The sequence below is a fragment of the Kitasatospora sp. NPDC056181 genome (assembly GCF_042266225.1).
In the GTDB taxonomy this organism is placed as follows: Bacteria; Actinomycetota; Actinomycetes; order Streptomycetales; family Streptomycetaceae; genus Kitasatospora.
The window spans coordinates 48,213-59,536 of the sequence record NZ_JBHJUK010000045.1; the positions used below are offsets into that span (position 1 = coordinate 48,213).

10 protein-coding genes and 1 pseudogene are annotated in these 11,324 nt (G+C 76.1%); 4 read left to right on the forward strand and 7 right to left on the reverse strand.

Translation table 11 applies throughout. From position 1 onward, the window contains the following. Positions 1-205 precede the first annotated feature (205 nt). Positions 206-3,070, forward strand: coding sequence for a hypothetical protein (locus ACFC1F_RS18960; protein WP_376159655.1), 2,865 nt, complete (start codon positions 206-208; stop codon positions 3,068-3,070). 169 nt (positions 3,071-3,239) lie between these two features. Then, a complete protein-coding gene (locus ACFC1F_RS18965) occupies positions 3,240-4,130 on the forward strand; it encodes a MinD/ParA family protein (protein WP_376159657.1) in 891 nt (296 codons plus the stop codon). Positions 4,131-4,159: 29 nt separating this feature from the next. Here the strand turns inward: ACFC1F_RS18965 and ACFC1F_RS18970 are convergent, their stop codons facing one another. From ACFC1F_RS18970 to ACFC1F_RS18985, 4 genes are all read right to left on the reverse strand, one after another. Further along, positions 4,160-4,666: a DinB family protein gene (locus ACFC1F_RS18970; RefSeq protein WP_376159659.1), complete on the reverse strand. Its 507-nt coding sequence runs from the start codon at positions 4,664-4,666 to the stop codon at positions 4,160-4,162. A 210-nt stretch (positions 4,667-4,876) separates the two neighbouring features. Next, the gene (locus ACFC1F_RS18975; RefSeq protein WP_376159661.1) at positions 4,877-6,286 is read right to left on the reverse strand and encodes a DUF692 family multinuclear iron-containing protein; all 1,410 of its coding nucleotides are present in this window, start codon (positions 6,284-6,286) and stop codon (positions 4,877-4,879) included. 6 nt (positions 6,287-6,292) lie between these two features. After that, the gene (locus ACFC1F_RS18980; RefSeq protein WP_376159663.1) at positions 6,293-6,547 is read right to left on the reverse strand and encodes a hypothetical protein; all 255 of its coding nucleotides are present in this window, start codon (positions 6,545-6,547) and stop codon (positions 6,293-6,295) included. A 299-nt stretch (positions 6,548-6,846) separates the two neighbouring features. Beyond that, positions 6,847-7,530, reverse strand: coding sequence for a Tat pathway signal sequence domain protein (locus ACFC1F_RS18985; protein WP_376159665.1), 684 nt, complete (start codon positions 7,528-7,530; stop codon positions 6,847-6,849). A gap of 291 nt (positions 7,531-7,821) precedes the next feature. On the opposite strand from ACFC1F_RS18985, the gene ACFC1F_RS18990 reads away from it, so the two are divergent. Together ACFC1F_RS18990 and ACFC1F_RS18995 are read left to right on the forward strand one after the other, a co-directional pair. Continuing rightward, positions 7,822-8,631: a class I SAM-dependent methyltransferase gene (locus ACFC1F_RS18990; RefSeq protein WP_209410553.1), complete on the forward strand. Its 810-nt coding sequence runs from the start codon at positions 7,822-7,824 to the stop codon at positions 8,629-8,631. Further along, positions 8,628-8,723: pseudogene (locus ACFC1F_RS18995) on the forward strand (pentapeptide repeat-containing protein); the annotation flags it as partial. The gene ACFC1F_RS18990 and the pseudogene ACFC1F_RS18995, both read left to right, overlap by 4 nt. A gap of 109 nt (positions 8,724-8,832) precedes the next feature. Here the strand turns inward: ACFC1F_RS18995 and ACFC1F_RS19000 are convergent. The 3 genes from ACFC1F_RS19000 to ACFC1F_RS19010 form a co-directional block, all read right to left on the reverse strand. Then, on the reverse strand, positions 8,833-9,480 hold the full coding sequence (locus ACFC1F_RS19000) for a hypothetical protein (RefSeq protein WP_376159667.1): 648 nt from the start codon (positions 9,478-9,480) through the stop codon (positions 8,833-8,835). Positions 9,481-9,508: 28 nt separating this feature from the next. Beyond that, positions 9,509-9,904 (reverse strand): hypothetical protein, encoded by a 396-nt coding sequence (locus tag ACFC1F_RS19005; protein ID WP_376159669.1) that lies wholly within the window; start codon positions 9,902-9,904, stop codon positions 9,509-9,511. A 176-nt stretch (positions 9,905-10,080) separates the two neighbouring features. Beyond that, positions 10,081-11,187, reverse strand: coding sequence for an alpha/beta hydrolase (locus ACFC1F_RS19010; protein ID WP_376159671.1), 1,107 nt, complete (start codon positions 11,185-11,187; stop codon positions 10,081-10,083). Between the last annotated feature and the right edge of the window lie 137 nt (positions 11,188-11,324).

Here is an 11,324-nt window from a genome sequence, read left to right on the forward strand (position 1 = left end):
ACGGTCCCCGTCCCCACGCGGTCCGCACGCCCGCACGCCCGCACGCCCGCACGCCCGCACGGCCCATCTCCCGGTACGCCCGCACGATGCGTACGCCCGCACGCCCGCGCGCCCGCGCGCCCGCGCGCCCGCGCGATCCATACGGTTCACATGCTCACGCGGACGAGGTGAACCCCCGACCGGGTCCGGGCCGTTTACCAGGACGATGAGCGTCCCTCCCAGACCGCCCGGCCCCGCCGTCCCCGCCGCCCTGGCGCCGCGTCGGCTGCTCGGGCGTCGCTGGCGGCCGGGGGATCCGCAACTCTCCCAGCCGGTGCTGTCGGCGCCCGCGCACTCGTCCGCCGTCCCGTGTGGCGCCGAACTCCGGCTCGTCGGAGCACACTTCGTCATCGCCCCGGCCTCGGCCGACGACGAGGAACTGTCGGCGGCGGTCGGCTCGCTACCGCCGCTGCCGGGGAGCCTGATCGTGGTCGCGGCCGCCCCCGACGCGGCGGTCGTGCTGCGCGACCGGATGGCCGACCTCGGCGTGGTCGCCCGTGCCCGCGGGGCCGGCACGCTCGTCGTCGCCGCGTCCGGGCTGGCCGCGCTCGCGCCCAACGGCCGCCGGCCCGCCGAGCTGGTCGCCGAGCAGGCGGGCGTGCCGGTGGTCGCCCCCGACGGGCTGGTGAGGATCACCCCGGACGGCGGCCTCGCACTCACGACCCCCGACGGCGCCCCCGAGCCGGCCTCCTGGTGGCACTGCGTCCCGGGCGCGGCGCCGCAGCGGCTGGCCGGATCACCCGGCGCCACCACGGCCGAGCCCCGGGCCACCACCCACGCCGTCGCCCGAACCGCGACGCCTCCGGCCGCCCGAACCTCCACACCTCCGGCCGCCCGAACTGCCCCGGCCGCCCGAACGTCCGGGAGCCCCGCCGCCCAGGTGCTGCGCCTGCCCGCCGGTTTCTGGCTCACCCACCCGGCGGCCCCGCCCGCCGGCCCGTTGCCCGGCCTCGGGCTGGCCGCCGCACCGCCCGGCACCGTCGTCCTGCTGGTCGGCACCCCCGCCGCGCCGCTCCTCCTCCCCGAGGAGTTCGCCGACGCCGCGGTCGCCCTGCCCCTCGACGCCGCCCGGCCGCTGGTCAGTGCCCCCTGGGCCGCACCGGACGAACTCACCGCGCTCACCGGCGCGTTGGCCACCCGGCTGGCCCGGCCGGTGCATGCCGCGATCGGCCTCCCGGTGCTCGGCGAGGGCGGTCCCACCTCCCGCGTCCTGGACGCGCAGGGGCAGGCCCGCTGGGAGCCGTACCTCCTGCGGCTCGCCACGGCCCCCGGCCAGGGCACCACCCCGGCCGCCTGGCGCAACGGCGGAGCCGACTGGCGAACCGACGGACCGGCCGTCTTCGCGGCCTTCCCGTACTGGGCGCTGGAGGCCGTCCCGGCGGGCCTCTGGCTCCGCCCGGAACCGCCGCACGTGCTCACCCCGCGCTTTCGCCGCCCCGAACCGGCCCGCCCGCTGCTCATCGTCGGCGAGCGGGACCGCCCGGTGGAGCCGGACGTCTTCGAGGAGCTCGGCGCGCTGCTCGACCGTCTGCCGACCGCCGGCGCCGAGGGGTTCGGCCTGCTCGTCCACGGACTGCTGGAGCCGTCCGCCGAACGCGTCGGGCGTTTCGTCGCCCGGATGCACGGCCTGGAGTGGCTCGGGCCCGACCCGGCCGTGGCCGGGCCGCCGGGCGTGGTGCCGGTCTCGTACGGGGCCCTGCCCGGGGCGGCACCGACCGGTACGGCGCCGACCGGAGTGGCACCGACCGGTGCGCCTCACGCCGTCCTGAGCACTCCCGGCGCCCCCGGCACTCCCGGCACTCCCGGCGCTGTCGCCCCCGCCGCCCTCCCCGCCCCGGCTCCCGGGGTCGACCCCGGCCCCGGGCGCTTGGCCCTGCCCGCTTCCCCGGCCGCCACCGATCCCGCACCGCTTCCCGAGCCGGCTCCCCTGCCGGCCCCGACCGCCCCGACCGCCGTCGCCACCAGCAGCAGCACCAGCAGCAGCGTTACCGCCGGCAGCAGCCCTGCGCAGCCGTCCGCACCGGAGGAACCTGGGGAGCCTGAGGGGTCGGAGGAACCTGAGGAGCCTGGGGGGTCGGAGGAACCGGCGGAACCGACCCCGCCGCCGGCGACTGCTCCGGACCCGGCCGCCGAGCCCCCGCGCGAACACGCCCCCGCACCCCGCCCCGAACCGGCTCCCCGCCCGGCTCCCCCACCGACTCCCCAGCCGGCTCCCCCATCGGCCCGCCTCTACCGCCCGGAGGAGTTCGCCGCCCCCGTCGCCGTCAGCAGCGCCGCCGACCGTGAAACCGTCCGGGCCCTGCTCGGCGAGCACTACCAGCGGTGCACCGGCCGGGTGGACCAGGCCGCCACCCGGCTGCCCGCCCTGCGGTCCACCGCGAAGGACGACACCAGGCCCGACCTCGCCGCCGTCCTGCTGTACCACGGCGACACCGGAGTCCCGCTCGGCCGGGCCGAGTTGACCGCGGCGGCCCGGGCCGGAGCGCCCGCACCGCTCGCCGCCTTCCTCCGCTGTCTCGGCTCCGGCCTGCGCCGCCTCCCGAGCCACCACGGCGCCGTCCTGCTCGCCGCCGATCCCGGACTCGATCCGGCCGGGGTGGTGGACCACTATCCGGTCGGGCGGGAGCTCATGGAACCCGCCCCGGTCGCCGGCCTGACCGCACCGGCGGCCGAACTTCCGGGCGTGTCCGTCGAGTTCGTCATCTGGTCGGCCACCGGCCGGCGCACCACCGCGTTCGGCACCGCCGACGACGAGCCGCAGGCGGTGTTCACCCCGGGCACGACGTTCACCGTCATCGGGATGGCGGAGGCCGACCCGTCCGGCCGTCCGGCCCGGGTCCTGCTGCGCGAGTCCGTCGGCCTCGCGGGCGCCGACCCGGCCGAGCGCAACCACAACGCCCTGGCCAGACTGAACGGTTGGCTGGAGCGGCGCGACCTGCTGGCGCCGGCCGAACGACGCCCGGTCACCCGCCCCGAACGGTTCCACCTCACCCCGGGCGTCGAACTCCCCTCCGCCGCCGGGGCGGTGTGACCCGGCGCCGTCGAACCACGGCCTGCCACCCCCCTCCTGCCCTCGCCCCGAGAGCACGGTCGTGCCCGGTCGGGCACCAGCCGAACGCCCCGGCACTGAACTGACCTGCACCAACGCACCGTAGAGCAGGGTGGAGAGTGCGCCGCAGACCGCGTCCGAAGGAGAGAGCATGAGGACTGCCAGCCCCGCCCCCGCACCGGCAGCCGCCCGCATGCCGGCCTCCGCTCCCGGGCGGCGGCGCAGCACGCTGGACCGCCTGCGCTCCGGCGAACGCCGGTGCCGCGAGCATCTGCGACTCATCAGGTCCCCACTGCAGGGGAGTTGCCGGGTGGCCGTGGTGGGTGCCAAGGGCGGCGCCGGCAAGACCTCGCTGGTGCTCACCCTGGGCACGATGCTGGCCGCCGAGCGCGGCGAGCCGGTCGCGGCGGTCGACGCGGGGTCGCACAGCGGCTCGCTGGGCCGCCGGATCCGGCGGCGCACGGAGGCCGGGATCGCCGACCTGGCAGCTGCCCGGCACCCCGCCGACCTCGACCGGTACGTCTCGCCGACGCCGAGCGGACTGACGGTGCTCGCCGGACCCGACCGACCGGGGGCGCTCTCCGACGCCGGCTACGTCTCCGCCCTGGACCTGCTGGCGCAGCGGTTCCCGATCACCCTCACCGACTCCGGCACCGGCCTGCTGGACGACCCGATGCGCGGGGTCCTCGGCCTGGCCGACCAGTTGATCCTCGCCACCACCCCGGGCGTCGACAGCGCGGGCAGCGCGGCAGCGACCCTCGACTGGCTGCACGCGCACGGCTACGGGGAGCTGGCCGCCCGTTCGGTCACCGCGATCTCGGCGGTCCGCGGGACGGCCCGGCCGGTCGAATCCGCCGAGCTGCGGGCGTACTTCGGCGCCCGCTGCCGGGGCGTGGTCGAGCTGCCGTTCGACGAGCACCTGGCTGCGGGCGCCGAGTTCGACCCCGGCCGGCTCGGCCTCCGCACCCGCGCGGCCGTGCGCGAGCTGGCCGCCCTGGTCGGCGCCGACCTCTGGCGGGCGGGGCGGCCCACCGGGCGGTGAACCGGCGGGGCCCGGTCTCTCCCCCGCCCCTACGCCCCCACCTCGCCGTCGATCGACTCGCGCAGGAAGTCGGCGTGCCCGTTGTGCCGGGCGTACTCGTGGATCAGGTGCAGCATCACCAGGCGCAGCGACACGTCGGCCTCCCACTTCGGCATGTAGCCCGTCACGTCCAGCGACTCCGCCTCCCGCTCGATCCGGCGGGCGTGCCCGACCTCCTCCTCCCAGGCCGCGAACGCCTCCGCCCGGTCGGCGTCGCGCGCGTCGTAGGCCGCCTGGAAGTCCCGCTCCGGGGACCAGACGAGCGCGATGTCCTCCTTGTTGATCACCCGGCGGAACCACGTCCGCTCGACCTCGGCCATGTGGCGGACCAGCCCCAGCAGGGAGAGCGTGGACGGCGGGCTCGACTGCCGCCGCAGCTCGTCGTCGGTCAGCCCGTCGCACTTCATCGCCAGCGTCGCCCGGTGGTAGTCCAGGAAGGCGCGCAGCATCTCCCGCTCGCCCCCGGTCAGCGGCGGCGCGATCCGTTCGGTGGCCATGGTGGTCTCCCCTGTTCATGGTCGGCGGGCCCGCTCCGGCCCCGCCGCCCCGTCGGAGCCCCCAGTCTCCCGCAGCCCCGGACGGCACCCGTCCGCGGGGAGCGGCGCACCGGCCACCGCTGGCGGCCTTCGGCCCCCACGGTGATCCACATCGCCCGGCGGACCGTCAGGCGGACCGTCAGGCCGCGGGCCGGGCAGCCCGGCGAACCGTCAGACCGTGAGCCGGACCACGAAGCTGCCCCGGCTGGGGTCGACGGGCAGTCGGCCGGCGCCGAGCGCGGCCAGCAGGTCGTTCGGGTCGGTGCCGAGACGGACCGTCCGCGGGGTGTCGTCGAGCCGCACCCGGACGAGGCCGAGGTCCAGCTCCAGCACGTCGGCCAGCCAGGGGACGCGCGGACGGGTGCGCCGCAGGTGGGCGGCGAACGCCGCCGCCTCGTCCGTGGCGAACAGCTCCGGCGGGTGGGAGCGGGTGTAGTCGTCCAGCAGGTCGCGCACCCCGGCCTCGCCGAGGGTGAGCAGCAGCAGCCGGACGGTGTGCACGAGCGTGCCGGCCAGCGCGCTCGCCCGGAACTCCGTGACCAGCTCCCGCAGCAGCGCGACCGCCGGGTCGGCCGCCAGCTCCCGGGCGAGCGGGCCGTCCACCGCCCGGCCGATGGTCAGTGCGCCCAGCACGTGCTCCCACTCCTCGGGGTCCGGTCCCCCCGCCGCCCGGTCTGCCGCGGGCGACGCCGTTGGCACGAGCGCCTCCAGGGCCCACCCGGCCACCGACGGCTGCGGCCGCCACTGCTCGCGGACCCGGACCAGCAGGTCCCGGACGGCCTGCGGGTCGAGACCCGGCACGGTGGAGCCCGTCACCTCGAACAGGACCGCCCGCAGGGCGGGCAGCCGTGGCAGCACCCGTTCCGCCAGGGCGAGCAACTCCTCGTCGGGCAGCCCGCTGTGCGCGTCGAGCCAGTAGCCGCGGTGCTCGAAGCCCCCGGCCAGGTGCACCTCCCAGACCCGGTCCAGCGGGAGTTCGTCGATCAGCCGGGCGACCGGTGCCCTGCCGTTGCGTTCGTTCGCGAGGACGTTGTGCAGGTCGAGCAGCAGCCCGCAGCCCGCGCCCTCGGCCACGCCCGCAGCGAACCGGCCGTCGGACAGCTCGTCGGCGCGCGGACGCAGGTAGTTGGCGCCGATCTCCACGGCGAGCGGTACCGGCAGGGCTCCGGCCATGGCCCGGACGGAGGCGACGCTGCGCCGCACACCCTCGGGGGTCTGCCGCGGCGGGAGCATGAAGCCGGTGCGGAAGCCCTCGTCGCCGCGGCCGGTGCGGTTGAACGCCAGGTGTTCGCTGACCCAGGGTGCCCGCAGCCGCCCGGCCAGCTCGCCGACGAGGGCGGTGTGCTGGGGGTCTGGCGGCCGGCAGCCGCCGACCGGGTTGCCGACGCCGTGCAGCAGCCGGGCGCCGGGGAGGTCCGCGAGGCGCCGCAGCGCCTCCTCGTCGCAGCCGATCGTGCCGTCCGGCCGCGCGCGCCAGAGCGCCTGCGGTTCGATCTCGACGACCTCCAGCAGGTCTGCGCAGGCCTCAAGGATCGGCTCGGCGCCGGGGACGTGGGTGAGGCCGACGCCGAGCCCGGTCACGTCGGCCTAACCCACGAACGGCTGGGCGATGCCCGGCGCGACGTCGCCCTTGGGCGAGACCACGAAGTCCAGCGACTGCCGGAACCTCAGGTCGAACCCGGAGTGACAGGTCGGACAGCCGAGCTGGGTGAGCACGCTCCTGAGCACCCCGCTCATCCGGTCGAGGTCACCCGCCACCGACGCGGGCACGGTGACGTTGACCTCGCGCCCGGTCAGCCACGGGTCCGGCACCGGTCCCCTCGTGGTCCCGTTGTTCGACATCGCGCCTCCTCGCTGTACGCCGCGGCCCCGCACCGGCAGGCGCCGGCACACCCTGAGCCCCGGCCGGGCACAGCATTCCGCCCTGCCCGGCGGGCCGAAGGCGTACGCGCCCGAACTGTCACCCGGACCGGCTAGACCGGGGCCGGCACCGCGCCCGCCACTCCACGGCCCCACCGCCACGGAGCCGCCCGCCCGGTCCCCGCGGAGCGGTCCCGCCTGCCGGTGTGCGCGCCCGACCGACCGGGCCGGGTACCGGGCTCGTTGCCGGGCTCGGTACCCGACCGGGTCTGCCGGGTCGGTCAGTTGACGTCGACCGCGGGGCTGCCCGCCCGGCTGGTGTCGGCGACGGGCCCGTAGGTGGCCGAGAAGTAGCCGTCGGCGGGGCACAGGACCGATCCGCCGCTCTTGACGAAGTGCTCGTTGCGGAAGACCAGGCTGTGGGCGGCGTTGTCGGCGCTCCCCGTGAAGGCGCCGCTGAGCTGGTAGCTGCAGGTGAGCGTGCCGAACCACGAGTTCAGCACGGCCGTGGCCTGGATCGGTCCGGCCGTCCCGGAGGTGACGGCGACCGGGTTGCCGGCGGAGTCGCCGACGGAGACGGTGTAGGGGAGGTTGCCGACGGTGAGGCTCCGCACCGAGGTGACGCCGGTGACGTTGCTGGTGCACGAGCTGAAGGTGTGCCCGGTCAGTGACTCCGTCGCCGTCCCTGGCGCGGCGGGGTTGTCGAGCACCTGCGCGGTGAGCTGCGAGACGCCGCACGTCACCCCGGTCGATCCGGCGGCGGTCGAGTAGAACGTGGCGCGCGTGTTGGCGGCCAGCGGCGCGGCGAGGACGTCGCCGACCGCGACCGGGGTGCCGCCGGCCCCGCCGGTGGTCAGCACCGCCGCGGCGGCCACCGTGCCGCCGGGGGACGCGGATGCGGGGGCGGCGCCGACGGCCAGCGTCGCGGCGACCGCGGCCAGTGCCAGACAGGTGCGAGTGCGCATGGGGAGCCTCTTTCTCGGCGAGGGGGGGGCGAGAAGACGAACGTCCGGGGCCGTCCGAACAGTTGGGGGAATCGGTCGGCCCACTACGTTGTAGAGCCGTGTCCATGCACCGTCAATCCATCGCGCAGCACTTGCTGACAATTCGTCAACAACAGATCCGTCGAGCCCGCCCGAACTGTCGTCCCGAACCCGCACAATCCACCCGCACGTGGCGTTCGGCCGCGATCCCGTTTGGGTACGTACTGCGGCGCCCCCGGAGCCGGGGCAACGACCCGCGAGGAGACCGCGACCATGAACCACGACCGCATTCCCGCAACCGTGCGACAGACCTACGGCGCCGGCGATCTCGCCATGGCGGCCAGCTTCGCCGGCGGCTTCATCAACTTCGGTGACTGGCACGGGATCGACACCAGGTCACCGGGCCCGGAGGAGCGCGTGCGCAGCCAGGAGCAGCTGTACCGGCGGGTGCTGGGCGCCTTCCCGGCGCCGGCCGAGGGGCTGCGGCTGGCCGAGGTGGGCTGCGGGCGCGGGCTGGGCGCGGCACTGGCCCTGCGCGAGTTCCGGTTCGCCGGGGTGACCGGGGTGGACATCCATCCGGACCAGGTCGAGCGCGCCCGTGCGGTCAACGCCAAGGCGCTGGCGACGTTCCCGGACCGGCTGGCCTACACCCTCGGCGCGGCCGACGAACTGCCCTTCCCGGACGGCTCGCTGGACGGCGTGTACTCCGTCGAGGCGGCCCAGCACTTCCGCGAGCTGACCGGATTCGCGCGCGAGGCGGCGCGGGTGCTCCGGCCCGGCGGGCGGCTGGTGGTGACCACGTTCTTCAGCTCCGGACCGGAGGTCGCCGAGCGGCTGAGCATCCTGCTCGCCAGCTTCGCCGACGGCCTGGACGTGGCGCACCCGCTCAAGGACTTCACCGCCGATCTCGCGGACGCCGGCTTCGGGAACGTCTCCGCCGAGTCGATCGGCGAGCACGTCTGGCCCGGCCTGGACCGCTACCTGGAGGACACCGTCCCGCCGGGCCACTGGGCGCGCAACTTCCTCACCGCCTGGCAGAGCGGCCTGCTCGACTACCACGTCGTCACCGCCGACCGCACGTGAGCCTGGCGGGCGCGAGCCTGACGGGCGCGAGCCTGACGGGCGCGAGCCTGACGGGCGCGAGCCTGACGGGCGCGAGCCTGACGGGCGCGAGCCTGACGGGCGTGGACCGGCCGGGCGGCTCGCGGCGGCGACGGCCCGGCCCCCGCGCCACCCGCAGCCCCGCCGCCTTGCCGCCCTGCCGCCGCGCTGCGCCCGCACGGCTCAGCCGAGGGCGGTCTCGATGCGGGCGGCCAGGTTCAGCACCGCGTCGGCGCGGAGCGACCACCCGTGAGCGGCGGCGCGGTGCAGGGTGCGCAGGAGGAGCACCGACCCCTGATCCCCGGGCAACGGCTCGACCGCGAGCAACCGCTCGACCGACCAGGAGTGCGAGGCGTCCGGCCCGGCCTCCAGCGGGGTGAGCGCGTTCGCGTCGGCGACCAGCTCGCGGTCCGCGTTCAGGCGGCCCGCGACCCCGGCGTCGCCTTCGAAGCACGACGGACCGAAGCGCCGGGGCGCGCTCAGGGCCGTACGAGCGGGCACCGACCGGGTCAGCGGCACGGCGTAGAAGAGCTGTCCCAGCCCCAGGCTGCGGCGGACCAACGCCCGCCCGACCATGAGCGAGGCGCGCAGTTCGAACGGCCTCGGCGCCCGGGCGTCCACGTAGACGTAGCAGAGCGTCGGCGCGGGCATCCCGCTGAACCGCTCACGCGGCGGCAGCAGGCTGCCGGCCGGGACGCCGGTGCTGTCGGAGGGGAGGGTCACGGCCACGGGCGGCCGGGCGAGGCCGAGTTCACGGCCGAGCACCCCGGAGAGGTCGGCGGTCACGCGGTCCGGGTCGGCGTCCCGGCCGGTCCAGAGGGCGGCGGGCATGGTGGTCTCCTCGCTTCGGTCGGGGGCGTCAGCCGAGCCCGACGATCTCCTGGCGGACGCGCGCCGCTTCGTCCGGCCGGCCCGCGGCGGCGAGCAGCTCGCCGAGACGGGCCAGGGCGGCCTGCCGCTCGGCCAGGAACCGGCCCTGCCGCACCTCGGTGAGCCGGCGCCAGAGATCGGCGGCCGCCCTGGCCGGGTCGAGGGCCTCGACCGGCCTGCCCTGGCCGGCGAGCTCGTCACGGCTGCGGTCGGCCTCCCGGGCCTGTCGCAGCAGGGCCTGCGAAAGGTCCTCGACCGGCGCCGGCGCGGCGGCCTCGGCCCTGGCGACCCGCCTGCGGCGGACCAGGACGCTGAGCCCCCCGACCAGGGCGATCAGCCCACCGCTGAGTGCGCCCGAAACCAGCTTGTGCATCAGATCGTCCATGGAGTCCTCGCTTGGTCGTGCGGGCCGGAGCCCGGGAAGGAAGTGCAGTTCGGGAGGGAAGGTCAGTTCAGGAAGGAAGGAAGGAACAACTGCGGGTCGGGAGGGAGTGGGTGCCGCTCCGGCCGGGGCCCCGGCAGTCGGTCAGGCCGGGGTCCGGGCCGGAGCGGCTGCCGCGGTCAGCCCGCCGCGGCGAAGGAGGCCTGGAGCCGGGGGACGTAGTCCGCCAGGGCGGGCGCCCAGCAGCCGTAGTTGTGGCCGCCGTCGCACCCGGGGGCCAGCGAGCTCCCGTTGCCGTAGTCGACGAACCGGCTCGGCAGCCCGAGCTGGTCGAGGCGCGCCTTGACGTTGTTGGCGGCCATCTCGGTGAAGTGGTCGATCGGCCCCTGGTTGCCGGTGTAGAGCGTGATCTCCGCCCCGGCGAGCTTCGCCAGGTTGGCCTTGGCGGCGGGGTTGACCTCGTTCCAGACGTGGTCCGCGTTGAAGACGGGGTACGGGGAGCCGAAGATCGCGTCACTGTCGGTGTAGGGGCCGTAGCCGGTGCACCGACCGGTGCCGGCCGGGGTGGAGGTGCTCACCGCGCACCAGGCACCCGTGACGTTGAGTTCGGTGGCCAGGACGGCCGCGCGGATCTCGGCCATCCCGAAGTCGATGCCGCCGGACAGCGACGCGGTGTGGCCGAACAGGTCCGGACGGGCCTCGGCGTAGTGCAGGGCGCCGTAGCCGCCCATCGACAGGCCGACGACGGCCCGGTGGCCCCGGTCGGCGACGGTACGGAGGTTGGCGTCGATGAAGGGGACGACCTGGTCGAGGTGGAACGCCTCCCAGTTCGCCGCACCCAGGGCGGTGTTCTGCATGAGCCAGTTCGCGTACCAGCCCTTCAGGCCGCCGTCCGGCACGACGGTGATCATCGAGTCCGAGTGCAGGGCCGGCGCCGCCGCCGCGTCGTCCACGTTGCCGCCACCACCGTGCAGGAAGTACGCCACCGGCCACCGTTTCCCGGGCTCCGTGGCGTAGCCACTGGGCAGCAGGATGCGGATCCTGTGCCGGCCGGACAACTGCGGGGTCGTCACGGTGATCGTGAAGTCGGTGCCGGAGTGCACCTCGGTGGCGCCGACGACCTGGGTCAGGCCGTAGCCGTCGGTGAAGGCCGGGACGGCAGGCGCGTCGGCGTGTGCGACCGGCCCGCCGAGGGCGACCACCGTGGCCACCAGCGCCGTCGCGGCGGCGGTCGCGGTGGCGCGCATCGCGGCGCGTACGCGCGCACCGGACAGTATGGATGTCATGAGGGTTCTCTCCGTCGAGGGTGGGTCGGGCTTGTTGGCCGGGTGGTGTAGAGGGCCGGGTCCACGGGGGCCCGGGACACCCCCGGGCCGCACCCCCAGTTGGAGGTGAGCGCGGGGGGGGGGGGCTACAGGTGCCC